The sequence below is a fragment of the Halorubrum sp. C191 genome (assembly GCF_002727095.1).
Lineage (GTDB): Archaea > Halobacteriota > Halobacteria > Halobacteriales > Haloferacaceae > Halorubrum > Halorubrum ezzemoulense.
The window spans coordinates 24,648-47,484 of the sequence record NZ_NHNZ01000017.1 but is presented as its reverse complement, the minus strand read 5'-3'; the positions used below and the strand labels follow the sequence as shown (position 1 = coordinate 47,484).

Annotated in this window: 25 protein-coding genes and 2 pseudogenes; 13 read left to right on the top strand and 14 right to left on the bottom strand. The window is 56.9% G+C overall.

Annotation, left to right across the window (positions count from 1 at the left end):
- Positions 1-16: 16 nt before the first annotated feature.
- Entirely contained in the window at positions 17-388 is a 372-nt protein-coding gene (locus Z052_RS01040; RefSeq protein ID WP_049931684.1) for a 30S ribosomal protein S8e, read from the bottom strand.
- A gap of 149 nt (positions 389-537) precedes the next feature.
- Positions 538-2,172 carry a TrkA family potassium uptake protein gene (locus tag Z052_RS01035; protein WP_049931685.1) on the bottom strand — a complete coding sequence of 545 codons (1,635 nt, stop codon included), beginning with the start codon at positions 2,170-2,172 and terminating at the stop codon, positions 538-540.
- A gap of 110 nt (positions 2,173-2,282) precedes the next feature.
- Here Z052_RS01035 and Z052_RS01030 point away from each other — a divergent pair, with 110 nt between their 5' ends.
- The 4 genes from Z052_RS01030 (at position 2,283) to Z052_RS01015 (ending at position 4,379) form a co-directional block, all read left to right on the top strand.
- Positions 2,283-2,681 carry a helix-turn-helix domain-containing protein gene (locus Z052_RS01030; protein WP_049931686.1) on the top strand — a complete coding sequence of 133 codons (399 nt, stop codon included), beginning with the start codon at positions 2,283-2,285 and terminating at the stop codon, positions 2,679-2,681.
- Positions 2,678-2,956, top strand: coding sequence for a hypothetical protein (locus Z052_RS01025; protein WP_049931688.1), 279 nt, complete (start codon positions 2,678-2,680; stop codon positions 2,954-2,956). Before Z052_RS01030 ends, Z052_RS01025 begins: the two co-directional genes overlap by 4 nt.
- A 94-nt stretch (positions 2,957-3,050) precedes the next feature.
- The gene (locus Z052_RS01020; protein WP_049931690.1) at positions 3,051-3,752 is read left to right on the top strand and encodes a helix-turn-helix domain-containing protein; all 702 of its coding nucleotides are present in this window, start codon (positions 3,051-3,053) and stop codon (positions 3,750-3,752) included.
- Between the two features lie 81 nt (positions 3,753-3,833).
- The gene (locus tag Z052_RS01015) at positions 3,834-4,379 is read left to right on the top strand and encodes a DUF1684 domain-containing protein (protein WP_094521080.1); all 546 of its coding nucleotides are present in this window, start codon (positions 3,834-3,836) and stop codon (positions 4,377-4,379) included.
- 118 nt (positions 4,380-4,497) lie between these two features.
- Here Z052_RS01015 and dpsA read toward each other — a convergent pair whose 3' ends face one another.
- A complete protein-coding gene (gene dpsA / locus Z052_RS01010; RefSeq protein WP_086215623.1) occupies positions 4,498-5,046 on the bottom strand; it encodes a DNA starvation/stationary phase protection protein DpsA in 549 nt (182 codons plus the stop codon).
- A gap of 79 nt (positions 5,047-5,125) precedes the next feature.
- Positions 5,126-5,935: a carbon-nitrogen hydrolase family protein gene (locus tag Z052_RS01005; RefSeq protein ID WP_089308183.1), complete on the bottom strand. Its 810-nt coding sequence runs from the start codon at positions 5,933-5,935 to the stop codon at positions 5,126-5,128.
- An 87-nt stretch (positions 5,936-6,022) separates the two neighbouring features.
- On the opposite strand from Z052_RS01005, the gene Z052_RS01000 reads away from it, so the two are divergent.
- The 3 genes and pseudogenes from Z052_RS01000 to Z052_RS21330 all read left to right on the top strand — a co-directional run.
- Positions 6,023-6,694 carry a hypothetical protein gene (locus Z052_RS01000; protein ID WP_094495498.1) on the top strand — a complete coding sequence of 224 codons (672 nt, stop codon included), beginning with the start codon at positions 6,023-6,025 and terminating at the stop codon, positions 6,692-6,694.
- Positions 6,695-6,718: 24 nt separating this feature from the next.
- A complete protein-coding gene (locus tag Z052_RS00995) occupies positions 6,719-7,720 on the top strand; it encodes an A/G-specific adenine glycosylase (protein WP_099288568.1) in 1,002 nt (333 codons plus the stop codon).
- Positions 7,721-8,229: 509 nt separating this feature from the next.
- Positions 8,230-8,505: pseudogene (locus Z052_RS21330) on the top strand (GNAT family N-acetyltransferase); the annotation flags it as partial.
- 102 nt (positions 8,506-8,607) lie between these two features.
- On the opposite strand, the gene Z052_RS00985 reads toward Z052_RS21330, so the two are convergent.
- The 3 genes from Z052_RS00985 to Z052_RS19575 form a co-directional block, all read right to left on the bottom strand.
- Entirely contained in the window at positions 8,608-9,288 is a 681-nt protein-coding gene (locus Z052_RS00985) for a recombinase family protein (RefSeq protein ID WP_099288566.1), read from the bottom strand.
- A complete protein-coding gene (locus Z052_RS20370; RefSeq protein WP_007998983.1) occupies positions 9,281-9,433 on the bottom strand; it encodes a hypothetical protein in 153 nt (50 codons plus the stop codon). The genes Z052_RS00985 and Z052_RS20370 overlap by 8 nt, the downstream gene beginning before the upstream one ends.
- Before the next feature lie 140 nt (positions 9,434-9,573).
- Positions 9,574-10,026 (bottom strand): hypothetical protein, encoded by a 453-nt coding sequence (locus Z052_RS19575; protein ID WP_144049950.1) that lies wholly within the window; start codon positions 10,024-10,026, stop codon positions 9,574-9,576.
- Positions 10,027-10,347: 321 nt separating this feature from the next.
- On the opposite strand from Z052_RS19575, the gene Z052_RS19570 reads away from it, so the two are divergent.
- The gene (locus tag Z052_RS19570) at positions 10,348-10,902 is read left to right on the top strand and encodes a hypothetical protein (protein WP_144049949.1); all 555 of its coding nucleotides are present in this window, start codon (positions 10,348-10,350) and stop codon (positions 10,900-10,902) included.
- Between the two features lie 53 nt (positions 10,903-10,955).
- On the opposite strand, the gene Z052_RS00980 is transcribed toward Z052_RS19570, so the two are convergent.
- On the bottom strand, positions 10,956-11,171 hold the full coding sequence (locus Z052_RS00980) for a hypothetical protein (protein ID WP_321166865.1): 216 nt from the start codon (positions 11,169-11,171) through the stop codon (positions 10,956-10,958).
- Between the two features lie 226 nt (positions 11,172-11,397).
- On the opposite strand from Z052_RS00980, the gene Z052_RS20705 reads away from it, so the two are divergent.
- Both Z052_RS20705 and Z052_RS00970 read left to right on the top strand, forming a co-directional pair.
- Entirely contained in the window at positions 11,398-11,553 is a 156-nt protein-coding gene (locus Z052_RS20705) for a hypothetical protein (protein WP_206746940.1), read from the top strand.
- 88 nt (positions 11,554-11,641) lie between these two features.
- Positions 11,642-12,205, top strand: coding sequence for a hypothetical protein (locus Z052_RS00970; protein ID WP_099288563.1), 564 nt, complete (start codon positions 11,642-11,644; stop codon positions 12,203-12,205).
- 277 nt (positions 12,206-12,482) lie between these two features.
- On the opposite strand, the gene Z052_RS00965 is transcribed toward Z052_RS00970, so the two are convergent.
- On the bottom strand, positions 12,483-12,920 hold the full coding sequence (locus tag Z052_RS00965; protein WP_099288562.1) for a TRAM domain-containing protein: 438 nt from the start codon (positions 12,918-12,920) through the stop codon (positions 12,483-12,485).
- Positions 12,921-13,533: 613 nt separating this feature from the next.
- On the opposite strand from Z052_RS00965, the gene Z052_RS00960 reads away from it, so the two are divergent.
- Both Z052_RS00960 and Z052_RS00955 read left to right on the top strand, forming a co-directional pair.
- Positions 13,534-14,766, top strand: a complete 1,233-nt coding sequence (locus tag Z052_RS00960; RefSeq protein WP_099288560.1) for an AAA family ATPase — start codon at positions 13,534-13,536, stop codon at positions 14,764-14,766.
- Entirely contained in the window at positions 14,766-16,526 is a 1,761-nt protein-coding gene (locus Z052_RS00955) for a restriction endonuclease (RefSeq protein WP_099288558.1), read from the top strand. The genes Z052_RS00960 and Z052_RS00955 overlap by 1 nt, the downstream gene beginning before the upstream one ends.
- 3 nt (positions 16,527-16,529) lie before the next feature.
- On the opposite strand, the gene Z052_RS00950 is transcribed toward Z052_RS00955, so the two are convergent.
- The 5 genes and pseudogenes from Z052_RS00950 to Z052_RS00935 form a co-directional block, all read right to left on the bottom strand.
- Complete coding sequence (locus Z052_RS00950) at positions 16,530-16,913, bottom strand: hypothetical protein (protein WP_099288556.1); 384 nt, start codon at positions 16,911-16,913, stop codon at positions 16,530-16,532.
- A 76-nt stretch (positions 16,914-16,989) separates the two neighbouring features.
- Positions 16,990-17,391: a hypothetical protein gene (locus tag Z052_RS00945; protein ID WP_241897868.1), complete on the bottom strand. Its 402-nt coding sequence runs from the start codon at positions 17,389-17,391 to the stop codon at positions 16,990-16,992.
- Between the two features lie 173 nt (positions 17,392-17,564).
- Positions 17,565-17,723: a hypothetical protein gene (locus Z052_RS20810; RefSeq protein ID WP_241897867.1), complete on the bottom strand. Its 159-nt coding sequence runs from the start codon at positions 17,721-17,723 to the stop codon at positions 17,565-17,567.
- Between the two features lie 66 nt (positions 17,724-17,789).
- Positions 17,790-17,978, bottom strand: a pseudogene (locus Z052_RS21325) (HNH endonuclease); the annotation flags it as partial.
- A gap of 150 nt (positions 17,979-18,128) precedes the next feature.
- Positions 18,129-20,855 carry a DUF1156 domain-containing protein gene (locus tag Z052_RS00935; RefSeq protein WP_099288552.1) on the bottom strand — a complete coding sequence of 909 codons (2,727 nt, stop codon included), beginning with the start codon at positions 20,853-20,855 and terminating at the stop codon, positions 18,129-18,131.
- Positions 20,856-21,650: 795 nt separating this feature from the next.
- Between Z052_RS00935 and Z052_RS00930 the strand changes: the two genes are divergently transcribed.
- Positions 21,651-22,691: a hypothetical protein gene (locus tag Z052_RS00930; protein ID WP_099288550.1), complete on the top strand. Its 1,041-nt coding sequence runs from the start codon at positions 21,651-21,653 to the stop codon at positions 22,689-22,691.
- Positions 22,692-22,837: the final 146 nt, after the last annotated feature.

Here is a 22,837-nt window from a genome sequence, read left to right as displayed (position 1 = left end):
TTTATGTCCGTGAGTATCAGTCGAGCAGGACCGCGTTGACCTGGCCGGTCTGGCCGGGGCGGGAGGTGACGCGTGCGCGGCCGGCGGATGTCTCGATGACGGCGCCCTTCGTGACGATGTTCCGGCGGGCGTAGTTGACGTTCGCGGGGTTGTCGACGACGTTCTCGATCTCGGCCTCGCTGACCTCGCCGTCGTCGGCGACCTGCGCGACGTTCGTCGAGAGGGCGCGGACCTTCTTCTCCGTGCCGCGGGAGTCGATGTACTGGAGTCGGGTCTCGCCGACGGTCGTCTCGGCGGGCTCGCGGCCGAGCTGGTGGCGCTTCTTGTTCGAGGCGTGCTTGAGTCGGCCGCCGGTCCGCTTGCGCGTGGAGCGTCCCTGGTCTTTCATACGGATACGAACAGCCAGCGAATACTTGAACCGTTCGACTCGTCGCGCCGAGACCGGCGGCGCGAGCGGGAGCAGCGGCGCGAGCCCGCTCGAATCCGCGGCGCGGGCCGAGTCAGCGCCGCGAGCCGAGCGGGCGAACCGACCCGGCTCTACGCGAACGCGCGCTCGAACGCGCGGACTCCCTCGTCGGTGCCGACGACGACGAGCTCGTCGCCCCGCTCGACCCGCGTCTCCGGGCCCACGTCGGTGACGAGCTCGTCGCCCCGCTCGATCGCGATGACGGTACAGCCGGTGGTCTCGCGGACGGCGGCCTGTCCGACCGTCCGGCCGACCAGCGCGGACGCCTCGGTCCTGACGACCTCGACGTGGGTGTCCAGCGAGAGCACGTCCCGGTCCGCGAGCACGGCCGACGCCGACATCCGCCCGGTCACCGTCGAGAGCGAGAGCACGTAGTCGGCCCCGGCGCGGTGCATCTTCGGCACGCTCTCGGCGTCCTCGACCCGCGCGAGCAGCTCCACGTTCGGCGCCAGGTCGCGCACCACGAGCGTCGCGAACTCGGCCGTCGTGTCGTCGGGGAGCGCGAGGACGACCGTCCGCGCGTCCGCGACGCCGGCGTCCCGCAGCGTGTCCGGCTCCGTCGCGTCCCCGACCACGTCGATCGCCTCGGCGCCGTCGCGGTCGACGACCGTCACCGGCAGGTCGGCCGATTCGAGCGCGTTCGCGACGGTCTTCCCGACCTGCCCGTGTCCGATGACGACCGTCTCGCCCGCGCCGAACCGGCGGGCTGCCGAGTTCGTCAGGTCCACGAGCCGCTCCACCTGTCCCTCGGTCCCGGAGACGAGCAGAACTGTCCCCGCAGACAGCGTCGCGTCCGGCGGCGGCGCCGCCTCGAACGCGCCGTTGAACCACGCACCGATCACGTCGACGCCGGTGCGCTCGCCGATCCGACTCCCGGCGAGCGTCGATCCGGCGAGGCCGCTCCCGTGGTGGATCGACACCTCCGCGATCCGCAGGTCGCCGACCGCGACCGCCTCGTCGAGGTCGGTCCGCACCGCCGTCGTCACCTTCGAGGCGAGACTCTCGCCGAGCAGCGACCGCGGGGAGAGCACCTCGTCGGCGCCGGCGAGCCGGTGGTACCGCTCTCGGCTCGGGTCCTCGACGACGCTTATCGCGCGGACGTCGGTCGAGAGTTCCTTCGCGGCGAGGACAATGCTCGCGTCGACCCGGTCCGAGAGGTCGGTGACGAGGGCGCGGGCGTCGCCGAGGCGGGCGCTCTCGAGCCCCGCCGTCGTCTCCGGGTCGGCGCGGATCACCATGTGACCCGCCTCGTACAGCGCCAGCGCCCGGTCCGGGTCGGGTTCGACGACGACGTAGGTGACCCCCTCCGAGTCGAACTCGTCCAGGAGCGCGTCGGAGCGCGTGGTGTCGGAGGCGACCACGACGTGGCCGCTCAGGTCCGCGTCCAGCGACCGGGGGACGGTCGTCGAGAACGCGGACTCGAGGAGCGGCGTGGCGACGACCGGCAGCGCCCCGATGAGAAGCACCATGCCGACCAGGTCCATCACGGCGATGAACGCGTGCATCTCCTGGGTCTGCCACGACGAGGCGTCGCCACCGAACCCGGTCGTCGTGAACATCTCGATCGCGAATTGGAACGACTCGATCAGGGTGCGCGGGTCGTTCTCGTACACCCGCATCCCCCACCGGTAGGAAACGGTGGTGGAGACGAGCACGACGGCCACGAACGCGATGTACCCGCCGACTCGACGCTTCCACGTGTCCATGGTATCGCCGTACGGCGGCGCCACACAAAAGAGGGAGGAGTGGCGGCCGCGAGCCCCGCCGCCTCGGCGGAAATTCAATGGTTTAAGTCCCGGGGGCCGAACCGTCACGCATGGTGCGGGACCCGTCGCGAGAGCCGGAGCCGCCGTCGGTCGACGAGGTGCTCGACGCGCTGGCCGACGACGCGGCCCGTCGGATCGTCGCGGCGCTCACCGAGCCGAAGACCGCGAGCGAACTCTCCGAGGAGTGCGACATCCCCCTGTCGACGACCTACCGGAAACTGGAGATGCTCACCGACGCCTCCCTGCTGTCGGAGTCGACCGACATCCGGCGGGACGGACAGCACACGACGCGGTACTCGGTGTCGTTCGACGCCGTCACCGTCTCGGTCGGCGACGGCGACGAGGGCGACGCGGGCAGCCGCGAGTTCGACGTGGAGTTCTCTCGGCCGGAGCGGACCCGAGACGAGCGACTGGCCGACCTGTGGTCGGAGCTACGAGAGGAAACATGACTCCCTACATCGACCTGACGATCATCGTCGCAAAGACCGCCATCCTAGTGCTCGGTGGCAGTATCACCTACTACGCGCTCCGCGCGTACGACCGGACCGGCGACCGGTCGCTGCGCGAACTCGGCGTCGGCTTCGGCATCGTCACCGTCGGGGCACTGTTGGGCGGCGTCTCCCACCAGATTATCGGCGCCGACCTCGCGGTCGGCATCGCCGTCGACGGCCTCCTCACGGCGATCGGGTTCGCGGTCATCGTCTACTCGCTGTACTTAGAGTGAGCCGCGGCCGCGTCCTCGACCAGGCCGGGCTCCGGTCGGTTTCGACGCGCGACGAACGGTACCCTTTTGCGGCGTTCGGTCGTCCGTTCAGGCCATGAGCGACGCACGCGAGGAGCTCTCCCGCCGGATCGCCGGCGAGATAACGCTGAGCGACGACCCGGGCGCGACGCTCCGGAAGTGGCGGACCGACTTCGACGTCTCGCAGACGGAGCTGGCCGACCAGCTCGGCGTCTCCTCGTCGGTCGTCTCCGACTACGAGAGCGGCCGGCGCGAGAGCCCCGGGATCGGCGTCGTCCGGCGGACCGTCGAAGGACTCCTCGACATCGACGAGCGCCGCGGCGGCGGCCGCCTCCGACAGCACGCTCGGGTGCTCTCGGCCGGGTTCGAGAGCGACATCGTCCACGACCTCCGCGAGTACTCGACGGCGGTCCCCCTGGCGGACTTCTACGACGCGATGGGCGCGACGGAGGTCGTCCGCGGCGACCACGACCACGTGAACGGCCACACCGTCATCGACTCGATCCAGGCGATCACGCGGCTCTCCAGCGAGGAGTTCTACCGGCTGTACGGCCAGTCGACGAACCGCGCGCTCGTGTTCACCCGGGTGACGCGCGGCGAGTCGCCGCTCGTCGCGCTGCGGGTCGTGAGCCCGACGCCGAACGCCGTCGTGCTCCACGGGATCGAGGACGGCGACCTCTGGGACCACGCCGCCGACCTCGCCCGGGTCGACGGCGTGTCGTTGGCCACGTCGAACCGCGACCTCGACGACTGTCTGGCCGACCTCCAAGCGCTGTGACGGCGTCGCGACCGCTTCGGCGGTAGAGACACCGGCGCCGGAACCGCGAGCCTGAAACCGCCGGCGCTCGTCGGACCGGGCATGAGCGAGGACTACGCCGAGCGGCTCCGCGCGAACCGCCGGGAGAAGGACGAGTTCTTCGACGACCACCCGCAGTCGCCGATCCCCCCGGAACACCGGGACGAGTTCGACGGGCTCGACTACTTTCCCCCGAACCCGGACTACCGCGTCGAGGCGACCGTCACCGTCCACGACGGCCCCGATCCGGTCGAGATGGAGACGACCGCGAGCAACCCGGTCCGGTACCTCCGGATCGTCACCTTCGCGCTCGAGATTAACGGGACGGAGCACACGCTCGCGGGCTACCGCCAGGAGGGCGACGACGGCGCCGTCTTCGTCCCCTTCCGCGACAAGACGACCGGCCAGCAGACGTACCACCAGGGTCGGTACATGGAGCTGGCACCCGAGCGCGAGCTCGCCGACGGCGACGCGGTCACGATCGATTTTAACCTCGCGTACAACCCCTTCTGCGCGTACACCGAGACGTTCTCCTGTCCGCTGCCGCCGGAAGAGAACTGGCTGGAGGTCGTCGTCCCCGCGGGCGAGCGGGCCCCGGACCTCGACTGATCGGCGAGGCGATCGGAAGTACAATCGGTGACGCGGTCGACTGCGCGGCCGCTACGTATCGCGAAAAAGCGGAAAATCGAACGTCGGGACGTGCCGGAAGCAGTCCGCCGGGGCCGGTCTACTCGAGCGTCTCGCTCGTGACGAGCGTGTCGTCTTCGAGGTAGTGCTCGAGGTGGTGGCCGTGTTCCTCGACGTCTTCGAGGATGTCACGGAGCTGCTCTTCGGTGTTGTAGTCGCCGAGGTTGTTGGCGAGCTGGATGTGCTCGCGGAGCTGCTCGGTGATGTCGCCGAACATCTCGAGGTCGTGCTCCAGCGACGTCCGGATGTCGTAGGCGTCGGCGTCCTCGGGGGTCACCGGTGCGTGCTCCTCGTAGTTCGCGCCGCCCGAGAGCGGCACGCCGCCGAGCGCCTGCGCGCGCTCCGCGAGGACGTCGGCGCCCTCTTCGAGGTCCTCCGCGACTTCGCCGAGGTACTCGTGGATGCCGAGGAACTCGGCGCCCTCGACGAGCCAGTGGTGCTTCTTGACCTGGTGGTAGAGGACGTACGTCGCCGCGAGGTCGCTGTTGAGCGCGTCGACGAGCTGTTCTGCCTTCTCCTCGGGGACGCGGAGCGCTTCGCTCTCGTGAACGTCGCCGTATCGCTGACGTGACTGCTTCTGGGTGCTCATTTCAACTATACATACGCGCGCGACCTACTTAATAGTTCCTACTGAGAAAACTACTTTTTCGAAACTGGAAAGAATAGTTTCAGATGTCGTCGACAGCCCCCACCAGATCGCGCTGCGCGGAGAGCGTGTCTCGGTCGAGGGTCGCGGTCAGCGTCGCCGGTTCCCGGCCGAGCTCGGCGGCGACCGCGCCGTCGGGGCGGACGACGAGAGAGTTGCCCGCGTAGGTCGCCGCCTCCGCCGGACGCGCGCCGCCCGCGGTTCCCGTGCGCCCCGCGCCGACGGTCCACCTGACCCCGTCGAGCGCGCGCGCTCGGACGAGGAGCCGCCAGTTCGCGACGTGGTCGGCGGGCCACGCGCCGACGACGACGAGGGCGTCGACCGCGCGCTCAGCGAACCACGCGCTCTCCGCGACGAAGTTGAGGTCGTAGCAGGTCAGCAGTCCGGTCGGTCCGGCGGGCGTCTCGACGATCACGCGGTCGCCGCCGGGCTCGACCCACTCCGCCTCGTCGTCCCACAGGTGTCGCTTGCGGTAGGCGGAGAACTCTCCGCCGCCGTCCTCGGAGGACCCTCCCGGCGGGACGTACGCGGTCGCGTTGTATACGGCGTCGCCGTCTCGTTCGGCGTACCCCGCGACCACGGCCGAGCCGGCGGTCTCGGCGACGGATTCGAGCCGTGCGCGCGCCACGTCCCGGGACAGCGCGGCCTCCCGGAGCCGTTCGTCGGCCACGAACCCCGTGAGCGCGTACTCGGGAAACACGGCGAGGTCGACGCCGCTCGGCAGGTCGGCGGCCCGATCTCGAAGTCGGTCCGCGTTCGCGTCGACAGCGAGGTCCTCGACCGGGACCTGCGGGACGGCAACGGTCGGATCGTCGGAGGAGCGATCGGTCACGCGGCGGACTTCGACGCGGCGGCCAATAACGTTCGGCCTCTCCGTCCGGCCGCAAGGACGATACGCCCGCGGCGACGACCGGCGGGCATGACCTTCGGCGACCTGTTCGAGCGCGCGGCCGCGCTCGGCGGCGACCTCGACGAGGCGGACGTGCGACGAGCGCTCGACGCCGTGCGCTCGACGGCGGACGGGAACGGTGGCGATTCCGGGGGCGACGGCGACTCCGGCGGTGAGGGGAACGAGGTGACCGACCCCCTCGATCCCAGCCCAGCCCGCGTCGTCGCCGGTGCGGACGCGCTCGCGGCTGATCTCCTCCTCGGCGGCGACGCCCGTGAGGCGCTCGACGCGCTCCGGTCGCACGCGTGGACGACGCTCGTCGCCAGCGACCCACTCCTCGACGACGCCGAGGCGGTGATCGCGTCCCTCGCGGAGCCGGAGCTAGCGGCAGACTGGCGCGACGCGGTCGAGGCGTGGCGCGAACCGGTCACGCAGCCCTCGGGCGATCATCCCGCGCTGGCGTCCGCCTACCGCGGCGGCGCGATGCAGGTGATAAGCCTCGACCCCTCGCTGACCGGGCCGGGGGCAGCGGCCGGGCTACGCGACAGACTCCCCGTGAGCGTCCGGGAGTCGCGCGCGTTCGCGACGGTGTTCGACCCGGCGAAGCTGTATCCGGACGCGGTCGGCGGGGAGTACCCCGGCCCCGACCGCGACCCGCGGACGATGGCGCCGGCCCGCACCGACGGGGACCAGCACCGATAAACCGCCGCCGCCCGGACCGGGGATATGACCGACTCGGACGGTGCGGGCGACCGCGCCGAGGGCGAGAGCGGCGGCAGCGAGGGCGGAGGCGCTAGCGGCGAGGGTGGTCCCGAGGACGCGCCGGAGCTCCCCGCCGACCGCGACGCGGTCCGCGACGCGCTCGTCGACTGGTACGAGGCCGACCACCGCGCGTTCCCGTGGCGCCACACAGAGGACCCTTACGAGATCCTCGTCAGCGAGGTGATGAGCCAGCAGACCCAGCTCGACCGGGTCGTCCCCGCGTGGGAGGACTTCCTCGACGAGTGGCCGACGACCGCCGACCTAGCCGCCGCCGATCGAGCCGACGTGGTCGCCTTCTGGTCCGACCACTCGCTGGGGTACAACAACCGCGCGAAGTACCTCCACGAGGCGGCCGGACAGGTCGAGGACGACCACGACGGGACGTTTCCCGAGGACCCAGACGGACTGAGCGAGCTGATGGGCGTCGGACCCTACACCGCCAACGCGGTGGCGTCGTTCGCGTTCAACAACGGCGACGCCGTCGTCGATACCAACGTGAAGCGGGTGCTGTATCGGGCATTTTCGGAGATACATGATGCTGATGAACCAGACTACGAAACCGTTGCGAGCGCTCTTATGCCGCCCGGAGAATCCCGCGTCTGGAACAACGCAATCATGGAACTTGGTGGTGTCGCCTGTGGGAAGAAGCCCCGCTGTGACGAAGCGGGTTGTCCATGGCGCGAGTGGTGTCATGCTTACCAGACTGGCGACTTCACCGCGCCCGATGTGCCCACACAGCCGAGTTTCGAAGGAAGTCGGCGGCAGTTCCGTGGTCGTATTGTTCGGGTTCTCAGTAACCACGACGAGATGAGTCTCGATACCCTTGGACACAAAATTCGCGTGGACTATACACCAGACGGCGATTACGGACAGGAATGGCTTCAAGATCTGCTTTCAGATTTAGATGATGACGGGCTAATTGAGGTAGAGGAATCAGGCAATGAGACGATCACTCGTCTTGAGTAGCTTCATCCAGTACTCGCCTAATTACCAGCCGTGATCGATCCTCTAAGATATCTCTATGAGTGCGGTCTTGGGTGGTTTCCGTAGTGATAACCAGTTAGTATTACTACGCGACCTGCCGACTACGACGAGAGAGTCGGGAAGTGAGTCTGCCTCAGTCAGCCTGATGAAAACGACGAAGTTGGCGCTCTCATTGATGAGGCGAATTCGCTCGAAATGGGCTTACTATGGCAGTTGCTTTGTCCGATAGAAACTATTTTTCATCAAATTATATTACTATTGGGGATAATCTACGAGTGTTGTTAATTAGGCAGTAGTGGTTAGAACATCATATGGATATCATAGAAATTGAACCAGGAGACAGTATCGAGGATGTTCGTAGACTTTGGACTGAGATGATTGAGGAGCTGGATCAATATTTGACAATAAAATCGATAGACGATGGCTACCGCTCTGTTATTCGGAGTACGCTAAACGAATGAAAACAAGGTGACAACAATGTTCTATTTGCTTGCTTTGACGACTCTACAGAAGGATTTATAGCTGCGAGGCGAACTGACGGGAATGACTTATTCGTATCAGATGTGATTGTCTACATTGAGGCTCTGTACATATCAGAACCACATAGAGATCAAGGATACGGTAGTCAACTTGTGGAGCGTGTTGAAAATTGGGCAAGAATGAGGTTGATGCTGATCAAATTACTCTTGCCGTCGAATCTAACAATGTTCCTGCCCAAGAATTCTGGAAGGACAAGGGGTATCGGACGACTCTTGAGAAACGAGTGAAGAATATTGATTAGACGACCTCGCTAGACCTCGCTGATGCGCAATTTATAAACCTGACTCCCTGATCTTATGCCTGTTCTCACAGGACCCTACACAAATAGACTACGTCTCAGCCATCTGTTTGCGCTTGATATACCACTCGCGCCGCTGGATGACGTTTTGAACCGTTGAAATAGCGACGCTGACCTCATCAGCTATTTCACGTCGGCTCTTCCCGGAGTTGTCGAGCCGAAATATCTCTAAAACCGTATCAAATTCCTCACCAGGTACCTGATATTCTCCAGAATCGTCGTAGGCCATCCCGAATCGCGGGCGACCGTGATCGTATCCCTGCTCTTTCCGACGCTCGATCGCTCGTCGTGACTTCTCAATCTCCTCCTCTTTGGTATCGCGCTCGATGCGCCGCTTCAGATCAAACGTGAGATCGTCCTCGTTGACATCGCCGACGTAGACGATCTCGGCGTCGCCTTGCTTAGCCGCGTACTGTATCACCGAGAAGTACCCGTCGCGGCAGATCCGACGATCATCCCACGCGACGAGATGCGTGTACCTACCCGCTTCGAGCTCGGATACACGATCCTGAACACGGTCGTTCTGGTCAAGTAGCCCTGCCGGATCGTCGCGCGTCATCGTCGAGAATCCAGTGTGAACACCGAGGTCGAGGACCTCCACGTCGTCGACGATATCGTCGGCAAGTGCTCGAACCAGCTCCCGCTGCTCTTCGAGGCCGACATCCAATTCCTCTCCCTTTGATTTCCGGATCCACGCGAGCGCCTCACTCATCGACTACCGTCACCTCCAGCGAGCTTCCTGATTTGACCTTCCAGTCGAGCCGTTTCCCGTCAAGATCCATCGCCTCGGCGAGGCCCTTCGGAACCGTTACTTTGTACTGTCCGTTGGCACCCTGACTGACTCTTGTTTTCGCCATCTCTGTATAGGCCTATAGTTAGGCCTGAAGTTAGTTCTAATTGTGGTGTTCAGATAACCCCCGTATTCTGTACGCCAACTATCCGGTCGTTCGCACATCAATACGTCACTGAGCCGGATACATTCGGCATCTGTAACCTGTTATCTGAATAATGGTGTGACTGCTACACCTATCGGAACCAATGGAATGAGAAATAATCCCATAGCTATTAGATCTGGACTACCAGCCACGAAGATTCGATGTGATAACTTAACGTAAAGAACTATCCCAAAAATCCCGTTCAAGCCGAAGAGCAACGTACTTGATTTGAGGCCAGCATCCTCAAGTTCATCTACAATCCTCTCTATTTGGTCGGAATCCTCTCTAGGATTCGTTCGGTTCCAGCCTGTTGATTGGTTTAGCCGAGAAGTAACGATTTCGCGTAGCTGTTTCAAAGCTAGATATGATCCAGCAGCGGGAACTATTGTTAAAAGAATTATAGTGAAAACAAGCAGCGATTCAGTTTGTACATAAAGGTAGCCCCCCGCAGCAAGCGGCCAAAAGGCTATTTCTTCTCGTGCTTCCGCAGCTATGACAGCCTGTTGCGAATTCATAATCCACGTTCACCGCCAATACTCATACGCAATGATCACCACTACCGCCCGCACAGTCGGGCGTCACTCCGGGCATTGCAATCGATCTCGACCTCGGTCGTGCTGTCCCCACACATCGGATAGGTTGCTTTGTTGAAGTTCTGGTATTGGACATACCGGAGTCACGGCGGCCGGTCAAAAAAAAACTCGCGGGGGTAGAGATAATGAGATAGCTTCCTTACTTGAAAACAGTAACAATACTTCGCTAGGTTGTGTACCGCTGTTCATCTGCGATATCTGCCAGACACCAGTCCTATATATGAACACGAGAGGTAAGATAATGTGTCAAAAGAACAGGTCCCTACAGATACCAGCAATGAGGATCTTCTTCTTGAAGATGAAATTTCAAGACTAGAATGGTATGGGAAAGTAAAGAAAAGCGAAAATAGCTACTACGCTGATTTCATTATAACAGACGACAGACTGATTCTTTCTCAAGGGGAAGGCCACTTTATGGATATTGGGTTAGAACATATTGAGTCAGTAGAGTCGAGCAAAAATGTAGAAACAAGAACGGAAACGACCGGGACTGACGCAAGTGGTGTATTCGCAATTTCCGCAGTCCTGATATTGGGAGGCATTGGATGGATAGCCGCCCTTAGTTCCGCTATCGGGTTCGTAATCGGAGCTATATTGATTGTTCCGGGTATACTTGTATTCTCACACGCATTAAGCAATCACAGTGATATGGAGAGCACCACTGAAACCAATGAATATGTAACATTTGAATTGGTCTTGAGAACTAGTTCACAAAGTCCCCTCTCAGAAGCTCTACATATACAAACGAGAGACGATGTTGGAGTCGCTCTAAGCAAGATTGTACAAAAAGCCTCTTAAATAAAAGGTTAAGAGCGGATGCTACTCCGGCGCGGCTTCCTACAGTGTCTTGTCTACGCTGACATTTCCATCCAGTAGTCGACCATATGGCTCGCGTGCTTCTCGTCGTGTTCCCACGGCGAGTCGTCGCCGACCTCTAAGAGCAGCCCCGCCGTCTTCCCGCACGTACAGCAGTACGCTGAGACGACCCGCCGCTCGTCCACGTCGACCTCGTAGGGGTCGGCCTCCGATGGCCCGCGCATGTCGGCGTTCTCTGACGCGCCGACCACGCGCTCGCTACGCGCTATCGGGGATCACCGTGCGAGATACAGAGGCTGTAGTCAGCATGACAAACCAGTTCCATACCTACTCAAGTAGAATAGACTGGAGTATGTTTCTGCGAACGATTCCTCTACTCAGTGAAGACTCATACGCGAAACGTTGGTCTGGTCCATCGAGGTCCTACTTCTCGTCAGAGTTCAGTATACAGAGGTACCCGAGATAGCTGTAGCGTCCATGAACGACTTGATCTCACCAGTACTCGGCTCTCGAAGCCGGGAATCATATTCAGGTGACATCACGGCCATGTACGCTACTGCTGTTCTTGGCGTGATCTGGGCGATCCAGTTCGCTCGGAAGCGTACCTCGGGCATCGACACCGAGTTCCAGTAAAGAATTACAACCTTCCTCCTCTCACCTCTGATCCTCTGAAGATTCAATAGAATGTCTTTACTGGGGAGAACTAGGTGTATGCGATGGAATGGCAACATTAGATGACATCGACCTCGATTTCTCAAAAGAGGACCGGCAGGAGCTTGTAGACAGCATCATAATTCTACTAGCCGGTGCAGCCGGAGAAGAGGAGTACTCTTCTGCCTATCTTCTTGGCCGAGAAGCGGAAGAACAGCAGTCTCTAATTGAGGATGGCCACTATGCGTCGGCGGTTATCCGGCAAAGCACGTTCTACGAGAGGCTGCTGACTGTGAATATCGTCGATAAGCTTGAGGGGATGAATGAGCGAGAACTCTACGGTGCTGAAGAGAGATTCATCGCAAATCTTGGTCACCGTAACAGAATTCAACTGGCTCATCTGCTCGGCGTGGTTGACCAACGTGAGCGGGACATCCTCTTGGACATGGCTGGTTGGAGGAACACGGTCGCTCATGAGTGGTGGTACGTCGCTGAACGGGAGAATAAAGAGGAACTCCGTGATATAGCCACGACTGTGGTCAACCTGCTGTGTGAATCGTTGGAGGAACTGTTTGAGGAAGCGGATGACGACTCGATGTTGAACTCATTTGATGAACCTGAACTCGACGAGTGACCGGCTCTCTCATCATGTTCTCCCAATCCAAGATATGCGCTCTGTATTCAGCACGTCTCCAAGAACACATCACCGATTGAGGATTTTAACAGAGCAATGAGGGCCTTTTCGAATGACCTGAATAGAGTACGGTCTGTCTATCAGGTTCTAAGTACTTCAACAGAATCGAATAAGTGTAATACCCCCCCATAGAATACACTTGTAGGGGTTGGATAGGGACGATAGTGTATTTCGACAGAAAATTACAATACTATCCTTCCGTGTCCAATCAGCAGGTCTAGAATTCCCGGCGCGGGTTGCGATCGACGACATCCGCGAACGCAACGTTTTCGCGCACCTGTTGCATCTCGACGGTGACGCGGTCTCCAACACTCGTTTCGGGAACGATCACGACGTAGCCGTGCTCGACTTTCGCGATCCCGTCACCTTGGTCACCGAGATTCTCGATTTCAACGTCTCGCTGTTCACCTTCCTCAACAGGCGGTCCGTCGTATTGTTGCTGGTGATCAGCGTATTCAGCTGACTGAGTGATCTCAGTCGTGTCCGTGGCTTCGGTATCCGACGCCGACGTCGAAATGAGCGCAACACGGTATGTTTCACCCTCAGTGAGTGTCCCGGTTGCTATCTCACGTTCTGGCACGGTAATCTGGTAGGTTCCGCCCTCTTGCTCAACAGTCGCAGTATACAGTGTATGGAGCGTATCAGAAAGTTCCATAAATCGCGTGTTGTTTTAACTTGTGTCAGATGACTTGTTTCTAGCGCTTTCAGCGGATTACCGTCGTTTTGATCGAAGTACCCATAGGCCACTTCAGGATTTATCGCCACCATCAAACACGGCCACAAAGTCCTCGAGAATCTCCTGTGGTGACCTCTCATCGTCACGAGACGGAAGTGGTGCTTCCCAGCATTCGATCTGGAGTGTGTGTACATTCGATACCGACTCCGGCTCAGTTACCACATTGAAGATGCCGGTGCGATAGATAGCTAGGAGTCGCTGGTCATGAACACTGACGTAATCGATTCCAGCCCGACTCAGGACTGTAGGAATGTCAGTCGGCTCAGATAGCGAGACAGAGGCGCGTGGAGACGCCGATTCGCACATACCTTGGCTTGGTCCATCACACGGATAAATATCCTCTCGGGAACGCACCATAGTCGTATGTCAACCAGCCATTATTGTCTATTGTCTTTCGCCTAGCGTTGGAGTGGTTCAACCCTGTGTTAAGTAACCTACCAAGTTTTCAATGAAAATTTACTCCATTGAACGTAATCGCGTCAGAATAACTAGTCAGGGAGATTTATAGTCACTCGCCGACCTTTTGATAAAGATGAGTAATTCGTCGGACGACACGTATACGCTGGAGGAGGCTGAAGAGGAGATCAATATTCTTCGGCGTGTAGAAGCCGACGTTGTGGAAGCGATCGGGAATGCCGCAAGCGAAGATGTTCTCGAATACCTCATTGACGATCAACAACTTGATATCGCTCATGACGGCAAGCGTGGTCTTGGTAGCGTTCGACAGGCAGTTCTAGAATCACGCCTCGCTTCGGATCGACTGAAGCGTCTCGTAAGTCTCCGTGGAGACGAGACCCCCAAGGATATCCTTGTCCCCGAAGATGTCATGCGGAACGCTAAAGTCGCGCTCGAAGCGGGGAAGCCTGTCGTACTCTACGGGCCGACCGGAACCGGGAAGACGACGTTTGCGAAGCAGCTAGCCCGAGAAACAGGTATCGGATACTCTCTCCATACCGCGACGCCCTCGTGGACGCCTTCGGATATCATCGGTGGGATCAGTCCTGACTACACCGGGGAATCGCTCAGTTATCGGACCAAACTTGGATGTGTCTCAGAAGGAGTCCAGCGCGCTCGCCGATTCGATGTCGAATACGGGGTTATCTTAGACGAGATCACTCGGGCCGATATCTCGAAGATCTTCGGGCCGCTCTACACTGCGATCGAGAACCCACACCAGACGATCTTCGAGACAGATGAAGGGGAGACCATCGAGCTCGACGAGCGGGTAAACCTCATCTGTACGATGAACATGTCGGATCGGACGGTGAACGAGCTCGACAACGCAATTACTCGCCGGTTCGCCATGATCGAGCTGGACGAGTACGAGGAGGACAAACGGCGGCAGCTGTTCAAAGACTGGCTCGACACGCACATCACCGGACAGACTGACATCGACGACACGGAGCTGCTACGTCTCTTCGAACGGGACTACGAAGGGATCAACCACGGCAACGAGTCCACGGCACAGGGGGCAATCATGCGGTTCGGTCCGATGCACTACCGCGACGTCGCCGTCTTCGTCGGCGTCGCCTGCCGAGACGACGGGGAGTACGAGTACGATCAGACCGATTCCGTCGGACAAGCGTTCCGGACCTACATCGTCCCCCGACTGTTGAACTCCGCGGCGTTCCCGCAGGTGGAGCGCATCGCAGAACACTATCGGGCGCTGAACGACGAGTTCGAGGAATTCGACCTCTCCCCGGCGGCTGAGCTCGCCGAACGTGAGCTCGAACAGGAGCGTCGCCAGATGGGTTCCTACGAGTAATGAGCAGTATCGACGAAGTCTATCAGTACGGGCGGGATACGTTCGATGTCCCCGAACGGGGAGAGATCCGGATAGAGGGTTGTCCGTCGTCCATCACTGATCAGCTTCGTCGCGCATCCTTCACACAGGAGAGTCCAGGCGTGTTCACGAAGCGCCAGGATGCTCTCGACTCCGATCAGCAGTACGACGTCATCACGGTGACTGTAGAGGGCGACGATGGGAATGTCATTCACGTCTCTGCGACTGATATCGTCGGGGCAGTCAGTCTCACTCCGTCGTCGAAGGTGACGATCTCTCCGAAGATCGACTGGGGGCCGATCTTCGACATGCTCCTTGCGGTGTACGACCAGAACCGGTCGATCGACTACCACGGGATCCCGCTTCAGGACTTCCTCTCAGACGACATCGAACTTGACGATGTGCTGGTCGTGATGGCGATTAACTACTTGGAAGGACTCGAGACGATCCAGCGCAACGGGTACATCCGAGATTTGATTCTCCGACGGACCAACAGCCTCGAAGGGCGGGGAGAGATCGATGTCGAACAGACCCTCCTGAATCACGCCCGGGGAACCATCGAACCGAACTGGATCCGGAACGAGACGGAGTACGACAACGCCGCGAACTCACTGCTCCACTACGCAGGGAAGACGCTGCTCCGGCTGTTCCGACAAAACGCGTCGGAGTACGAGCACCCCGGGTACGACCGCATCTTCTCGGAAGTCCACCGGGAAGTCGAACGACTGGAGGGAATGGGCGTTGACAGCGGACTGAGCCGTATCGACGAGTTTCGACGCATCACCCTTGGTGACCTGCCAAAGCAACGGCAGTACTACCGAAAGGCGTTCGACGTCGCAAAGGCGGTGTTGTCGTCTTCGCTCGGCCAGCAGCTCAAGGATGGTCCTCGAGAGCTGGTCGTGGACTACGTGCTGAACATGGAGTCGCTGTTCGAACAGTACTCCCAGGTGGTGATCGAGCGCGAGCTCAATTACATCAAATCGTACGACCACTTCGACTCGGTCGCCAACGTCACACCCGCTCGGTCGCCATCGGTCAATCCGTTTGAGGGAGAGAACCAGATCTACCACGAGCCCGACCACGCGCTACAGGAGGGTGAGGATACGATCGCCGTCCTCGACTCGAAATACTACGCGGAAGGACACGATCCGGTCAAAGAGTCGCCGTCACGGTCGCGGCTGTTCAGCTATGCCTACCTCCTTCACGCCGACAGGCTCGCATTCCTCTGTCCGTTGCTCGAACCGCGACGCCGACGCGTGACACAGACGGGGGCGGAGCTGGAGATTGTCTCCCCCACGGGCGACTTCTCCTTGGAAAAGTACGACGAGGTCGTCCACGAGTATCTCCACAGTGTTCTCGAAGAGATACATCCCGAGCTTGAGCCCTTCCGCGCCATCGCGGAGAACGAACTCTGTCTGGATGGGGTGGACGAGAGTGACCTGAGCGAAGCCGCTGACGTGAACGGTCCCTTCGCCTTCCAGAACCCTCAGGACTTCTCGCTCAAGGTCGTGAAGGCCGCCGCGGACGAGTACTCGTACAACGTTCGGAACCGGTACCATCTGGAGCAGGAAGGAGGCTGGACGCGAGACCAAATCGAGACTCGGTGTGGAAGGCGTAACGAGTACACGTGGACCTGCCTCCCCGTATTCTACGAAGAAGGTGGCCGAGACTGGATCGACCTATATTTCCTCAAGCGCGACACCGGGGAAGTCGAGAAAGAGGGGCCGTTGAAGCTCCTGTAGGTTTCAAAAGGGCGAGACGAGCCAGTCTCCGCCCTCTTTCCGTTCCAGCTGTGGCCCGAACACGTTCTGTAGGGAGTGAAGTTCATCGTCGTAGCGGAGGTCGTACGTTTTCCCCTGCCGATGGAACGATCCCTCGACGACGAACTGAACCGTCGGGTTCTGGTACTCCAAGTCATTCGCACGTCGATCCATCGCGTCCGTGAGTTCGGCACGAAGATCGTCGTCGGAGAGCGCTCCTTCGAGTCCAACTACGGAGACTTCCGAAGGGACGTCGTCGTTCCGAAGGCGCTCTATGAACTCCTCGATCGGCATCCGGTGATCGAAGGTATCGTACGCATCTTCGATGACGAGATTGTAGCGTCCGGGGATGCGTCCAGGGCCAGCCATTAGTTGATTCACAGTTTCACAGGATAAAAAACGGGATGCTGTCTCCCGATCATCCGGCAATCCTAATTGAGATGGATCACACCACGATATAGATCAGGTCTGGTCGGAAGAACAGTAGTCCTCCCACTCCCATCACCATCAGTGATTTCGGATCCGCGTATCGGAAATTGTCGATCGAGGCATTGAACGCGATCATGCCGGCGATTAGGATGAGACCAATTCGCTGCCCGGCGACGAAGTTCTGAGTAATAGCTGAGACTTCAGCTCCGATTAGGCCTTCGCCATACTTGATGAACAGCCCGAGAAAGAACGTGGTAAGGAAGAACGGGAGAGCTTCGATCTTCCCCGCAAACTGATTCCCGGACCACGCTGTCTTCGTGTATCGATCACCGCTCTCGAAAATCAGGCCACTGATTGAAGCTCCTATGAGACCATAGATGAACGCTTCCATCAGATTAGCCGATAATTGTTCGACCATCTAGTCCCGCAATTCACAGAGAACACATAAGAATCCCTTCCGAGGAACTACTCCCGATTCTCTCTGTATTTATCAGAACGTATCGTTCCGTCATTCATCGGTTGAGCTGAATCGGAGCTGCTCATGATATGCTCCACCACATTGAATGTAGACCAGATTCTGTAGCGTCTCGTTCAGAATTCGGAGAGTCCTCGTTGTGAATCGTCGTCAGTGAAATCCTGTTCGAGGAACTCCATGGACTCAACCTTCGAGATGCCTTTCACTGTGAGTTCATCCGGACCAACTTCGGTTAGTCGCGTATTCAACGCGTTTCGCTCCGCCTCCGAAAGCATCAGTTCCTCTCGATCCGCGAGATCAAGGATGCGGAGTTGGGAGTCTAGAGATCGAGACTCAAGTTCAGAGTGGCACGATCGACATAACGAAACCAAGTTCACCGGAAGGTGCGCATCGTAGCTGTCAGGCACACGGGAATCTGGAACAAGATGATGGACGCTTAGTCGCACCTCTCCTTCTGATTCCTCACAACGGCGGCACCGCCCTGCGTCCCTGTTTCGGACTGAGAGCGCGATCTCCTCAAATCGTTGCATCCGATCTTGGTGGGAATCATCAGACATACATCCTGCTACCGTCGGGGATGTTTTGGATTTATCCTTGTATCGATGGCGTCCGAGACCGGGACCGCATGGAAAATGAGGAACCCTCGTGAATGATCCGTGAATTCTCGTGGGTCGAGGAGTTCAGTAACTCGTGATATCCCGATCGCCGAGCACGCGTGTGTAGGTCTCGTCACCGGTCACGTCGGCGAGCCGCCCGGCGAGTTCGCGGAGGTCGTCATCGACCCCCCACTTGTCCACGTAGTTCTGGACAGCCTGTCCCTTCTCGTAGCGGTAGCGGAGGAACTGGAGTTTATCGAGGTTCGAGAGGTGTTCGTCGCCGTTACCGTTGATTCGCTCCTGAATGTACGCTTGACGCTTCTCGTTGTCCCACGTGCCGAGTTCAAAGCCTTCATCGGTATTATACAGGGACAGCTGCTTGAGTTCTTCCGGTTTTGCGTTGGTACCTCTACAAAGTTTATTCACATCGTCATATGTCGGTGAAGGAGTATCAAGTAAATCAATGAACACATCTTCCACACCAACATCACTCGCATCTTGAATTATCCCGTATATCTTCTGTACCACTTCTTTTGCAGACATCAACTCTCCCTGGCGCTGAACCTTCCCGTGATGTTTCGAATACTCTCGGAAACATTCTCCCATTTCCATAACACCGATATCACCCTGAGAAAGTCCTCGATTCGTTTCGAGTTTTTGTCTCGTCAGACGAGCAGTCCGATAAATGTCCCGTCGCAGAGCAGTCCAACTTATAGGGGTCGTTTCTTCAGTCGGACGTGCTACCACAAGAATATCAAAAGAAACCGCCTTTCCAATCACGTTATTACCAAACTTCAATTGGTCGGCACTAATCGGATATGTTGCGGTTACCTCGAATCCGACGTCACAAAGGGCTTCTAACAACTCCCCCCACGATTCAGAGTCGCTATGATGGTACGTGAAAGTCAAGACACCGTCATCTTTTAGAAGGTGCTTTATTGTAGAGAATCCTTGCTTAATTTCAGATTCAAATTCTTTCGCCCCTTTATTCTGCGCAGGATTTGCTACGATACTGGCACTCCCATCAGTAAGTTCCGGTTCGAATTCCTCATATTCGTCATCGAGTACTATTTTTTGCCATACATAAAAGTAATTGGATAATTCCGAGTAAATTACATTATCGTAATACGGCGGATCAGTAATAACTGCATCAAATTTCTCATCACAATCAAGATCCCTCATATCACCACACCGGAGTGAGAAATTCTCACCAACAGGCGTGCTGAATTCGCCTGTTTCTACGGTGTCTGGCTTGTCTAATGTTGAATCAGTTAGGAAATCTGGCTTGCCAGAGGTGTTGGGATATTTTATATATCTCTCAGTGGGAGACCGAGCATATTCGCAACCGCGGATGACCATCTCCCAAGTGGATTCAAACGTCCCAATTCCGTATTCTGTCCCCCACAGATTTCCCTCAACAGGTTTGTGTGGAGGATCAAAAGAATTTGTATTAAATAAGTTGACGGAGTGATTCCGCCCAGCATTATAACCAACCATCATATTGTTGTAATTCAACGATTCAGAGAAGGCCAACAGGAGAAACTCACGAGCATCTTTGTCCTCAACTTGATCAATTTCTTTCAATAATAAACTTAGACAGAGTAGCTGACGGTCATTATACATATCCTGCCACTCAGTATACCCTTTCTTGAGGACATTGAACCCACCACCAATACCACCTTCAAAGGCAGAGCTATCGGTCTTAATGCCTACAGGAATATCACCCTGTGGAATGTAGTCATCCAAATCATCACGTTTCTGCCATTCTTCCTTCGCATCCTCAAACAATTCGTAGTCCCGTTTGGTAGCGGTTTTGTATGATTTGATATCACTCTGCTCTTGATCTTCTTCATCACAAGTTGGACAGTAGTATTCAACAGCATAGAGACGCTTGTCAAAATCGCCGCGTTCCTGAATCCGGTCAACTATTCCGTAACGCTGCCCGCAGGATCTACAAGAGTATTTCCCATCAGAAACGGTCCCCTCTTCGGGCGTGAATTTATATCCACATTCACAAGTACATTCTTCTCGCCAATCATCCACCAGAATGACAGAATCACATTCGGGACAGTATACATGGTATTTGCCTTTCTCTTCATATCTCCCTTTTCCGACCCTGAAATCGTTGAATAAGGGAACAGGTTCGCCACAGGAGACGCAGTCTAATTCTTTGGCCCACATATAGTACATTACATCAGCTTGATGATCACCAGTAGGACAAGAAGTTCGGTAGTACTGGAATATCTCATCTTTCACCGATTCACGAACAGAATTGAATTTATCTTGTAGATTTTTCACATCGGCCTGTCCAGCCTCTAATTCTTTCTTTGTAGTGAACCAAGCTACGGGATTAAGATCATTACCTACCACATCAGCCCCAAACCTCGAAGCCTCAACAAGAGAGGTTCCACCTCCCATGAAAGGGTCTAATACGCGTTTATCCTCTATAGTAACATCTTTTGTATACATTTTCCAGAGTTCATGCGGGGAATCAATAGATACAGAATCTATTAATGAATTAATATCATCTACTGAACTAGAGAATTCTCCTAGTGTTTGATTTTCTTGATCAGGATCCATTACCTCTATTTGTGATCTGTCATCGAGCAATGAGTATAAGGAAACAGCTCGGAATACGCATCCCAGTCTTCGAGCCCACCACTTATGCATCGTATAGACCGGTCTATACCACTGCTTAGCCCGACTTTCCTTCTCACCAATATCGTTAATCAATTCTATCGGGAACCCCCGCTCAATCGGAAGTTCCGTCCGCTCGTGCCGATCCTGCGATGACCCGGATTGCTCAGACATAATTCAGTATGTAGATGAAAATATGGGGGAGACCTATAAGTGTACACTCTCCATCGGCAGGTCGCCACCCATCCACACTTCCGAGATCCGTCCATCTGAGTTCTTATGTCAGTCGCCCTTCCACGACAACATATTCTACAGATAGCGGAACAAATCCACCGGAAAGAAATGGGTGACCTATTCGGTCAAAATGAACGGCCAAAGATCCCTTCGTACCAGAGGTAGTACCCGTGAGAGAGAGCAGTTCGAGGATCTCTGACGTGACCTCAACGAGATTCCTCCCGGTGGGAGTCACTTCTTCGGAACCATCGTCTTCATGTCCGGCACTCACCTCGCCTAGGGAACGAACGAGATGGATACATCAGCGTGGTGAAGAGCTGGAACGGATCAAATAAACGCCGTTAGCCGGCAGGGCATTTCGTCTGGTCGTCAATCAGTAATTGGGAGCGCTCGCGGAGTTTGTGCTGAGTGGTAGTTTTATTTACGACATATCGTATTCTCACCTCTAAGAGATGAGCAGCCCTAACTGGCGGACATCAACCCATTCAATTAGTATAGCTCCTAAGCCAGAAGCTCGCAAGTGTAATTTAGGACGAACAGGAGTTATGTGATATCATGACTGATGAGTGTAAATTGTGTCGGAGAGAGACGGATCTACTAAATAGTCACATCATTCCGAGGTTCGTCATCAGATGGATTAAAAAAACGAGTGCAACGGGATTCTTACGAGGTACCGAAGACCCTGATACTCGAATTCAAGATTACCACGAGGAGTTGCTTTGTGAAGACTGTGAGATGGTCTTTAGCGATTTTGAACGAGAGTTTGCGTCGAACATCTTCTATCCACATATAAACAAATACGAAGCCACATTTGAGTACGAAGAATGGCTCCAGAAATTCGTTATGTCGGTGTCGTGGCGGCTGATTGTTTCAGAACTGTCAGAGGTTGACGGGATGGAGCCGTATCATCGGAGCGCTTTCTACGACGCCGAAGAGATCTGGCGCGAGATACTCACCGGAAATCTTAGCCTTAGCTCGGACCCATTCAGCCACCATATTTTCTTTCTCAACGATGTAGTTCCAGACGAGACCGCTGAGGACCTACCTGACAAGTGGGAGTTCTATATCAATCGAGGAATTGACGGGACTCCAATACTCGGAAAGCAGACTGCTATCTATTTCAAATTCCCACAAATCATCTGTATCTCCTGTATTCAGCCTCCAGAAGACCCTGAAATCAAAGATACCAAAATAGAACAGACCGGTGAGATAGGCCCACCACAAGAGATTGGTCCGGATTGGGGAACCTTTCTCGTGAACCGAGCCGAGAAGGTGACGTCCAGAGATGTGTCTGAATCGGAACAGAAAAAGATCAAGGACCGGATGCTAGACGATTTAGAACGGGTGGCCGAGTCTGAGTCATTTGAGACATACATCAAAAAGAAAGAACGAGAGCTGGCGAACCATAACCCGCTAGACTATCTGAATGAGGCCTGCCCAATTTGCCACATTCGGCACGATTTGGTGGAGTTTCTCCCTCTCCGCCCGCTCATGCGGGAGGAAATTGAGAGAATGGACGACAAGAATGAGTTTGTAGAAGGAATTTATATGCAGGGAGAATTAGCGATTGACGGAGTCTCTGAAGATGCTGTACCAACATTTATTCTCTCAACGGCGGACTGGACAAAGATCGTCTCGTTGTATACTGACGTTGGATGGGTAGTTGAAAATCACATAGACCATCCAGAGGACACGACTCCGAGAGAGATCGGTCAGAGAGCGACGGAAGAAAAAAAGAAAATGTATACGGAGTGGGTAAAGGAGCAGTCGGAGTAGTTTGGTGGACGTTTTCGGAGTACTGTGGTTCAGATGATGGGTGATCCAGCAAAGGCTGTATAAAGGATGATAACGCGCTGTGAACGACTTAGGCACTGTATTTAGCATGAGCCCTCCGAACTACGTGGTTGAGGATTTTAACAGAG

What these genes read in the sequence shown, in the direction of transcription:
- Z052_RS00935 (WP_099288552.1), bottom strand. Translation starts at nt 20,855, where the DNA reads ATGTCTGAGCAATCCGGGTCATCGCAGGATCGGCACGAGCGGACGGAA.
- Z052_RS00930 (WP_099288550.1), top strand. Translation starts at nt 21,651, where the DNA reads ATGGTCTTTAGCGATTTTGAACGAGAGTTTGCGTCGAACATCTTCTAT.
- Z052_RS20370 (WP_007998983.1), bottom strand. Translation starts at nt 9,433, where the DNA reads ATGGCGAAAACAAGAGTCAGTCAGGGTGCCAACGGACAGTACAAAGTA.
- Z052_RS00970 (WP_099288563.1), top strand. Translation starts at nt 11,642, where the DNA reads ATGGCAACATTAGATGACATCGACCTCGATTTCTCAAAAGAGGACCGG.
- Z052_RS01040 (WP_049931684.1), bottom strand. Translation starts at nt 388, where the DNA reads ATGAAAGACCAGGGACGCTCCACGCGCAAGCGGACCGGCGGCCGACTC.
- dpsA (WP_086215623.1), bottom strand. Translation starts at nt 5,046, where the DNA reads ATGAGCACCCAGAAGCAGTCACGTCAGCGATACGGCGACGTTCACGAG.
- Z052_RS01030 (WP_049931686.1), top strand. Translation starts at nt 2,283, where the DNA reads ATGGTGCGGGACCCGTCGCGAGAGCCGGAGCCGCCGTCGGTCGACGAG.
- Z052_RS20705 (WP_206746940.1), top strand. Translation starts at nt 11,398, where the DNA reads ATGAACGACTTGATCTCACCAGTACTCGGCTCTCGAAGCCGGGAATCA.
- Z052_RS01015 (WP_094521080.1), top strand. Translation starts at nt 3,834, where the DNA reads ATGAGCGAGGACTACGCCGAGCGGCTCCGCGCGAACCGCCGGGAGAAG.
- Z052_RS01025 (WP_049931688.1), top strand. Translation starts at nt 2,678, where the DNA reads ATGACTCCCTACATCGACCTGACGATCATCGTCGCAAAGACCGCCATC.
- Z052_RS00995 (WP_099288568.1), top strand. Translation starts at nt 6,719, where the DNA reads ATGACCGACTCGGACGGTGCGGGCGACCGCGCCGAGGGCGAGAGCGGC.
- Z052_RS01020 (WP_049931690.1), top strand. Translation starts at nt 3,051, where the DNA reads ATGAGCGACGCACGCGAGGAGCTCTCCCGCCGGATCGCCGGCGAGATA.
- Z052_RS19575 (WP_144049950.1), bottom strand. Translation starts at nt 10,026, where the DNA reads ATGAATTCGCAACAGGCTGTCATAGCTGCGGAAGCACGAGAAGAAATA.
- Z052_RS00950 (WP_099288556.1), bottom strand. Translation starts at nt 16,913, where the DNA reads ATGGCTGGCCCTGGACGCATCCCCGGACGCTACAATCTCGTCATCGAA.
- Z052_RS00985 (WP_099288566.1), bottom strand. Translation starts at nt 9,288, where the DNA reads ATGAGTGAGGCGCTCGCGTGGATCCGGAAATCAAAGGGAGAGGAATTG.
- Z052_RS01035 (WP_049931685.1), bottom strand. Translation starts at nt 2,172, where the DNA reads ATGGACACGTGGAAGCGTCGAGTCGGCGGGTACATCGCGTTCGTGGCC.
- Z052_RS00965 (WP_099288562.1), bottom strand. Translation starts at nt 12,920, where the DNA reads ATGGAACTTTCTGATACGCTCCATACACTGTATACTGCGACTGTTGAG.
- Z052_RS00955 (WP_099288558.1), top strand. Translation starts at nt 14,766, where the DNA reads ATGAGCAGTATCGACGAAGTCTATCAGTACGGGCGGGATACGTTCGAT.
- Z052_RS20810 (WP_241897867.1), bottom strand. Translation starts at nt 17,723, where the DNA reads ATGCTTTCGGAGGCGGAGCGAAACGCGTTGAATACGCGACTAACCGAA.
- Z052_RS01000 (WP_094495498.1), top strand. Translation starts at nt 6,023, where the DNA reads ATGACCTTCGGCGACCTGTTCGAGCGCGCGGCCGCGCTCGGCGGCGAC.
- Z052_RS00945 (WP_241897868.1), bottom strand. Translation starts at nt 17,391, where the DNA reads ATGGTCGAACAATTATCGGCTAATCTGATGGAAGCGTTCATCTATGGT.
- Z052_RS00960 (WP_099288560.1), top strand. Translation starts at nt 13,534, where the DNA reads ATGAGTAATTCGTCGGACGACACGTATACGCTGGAGGAGGCTGAAGAG.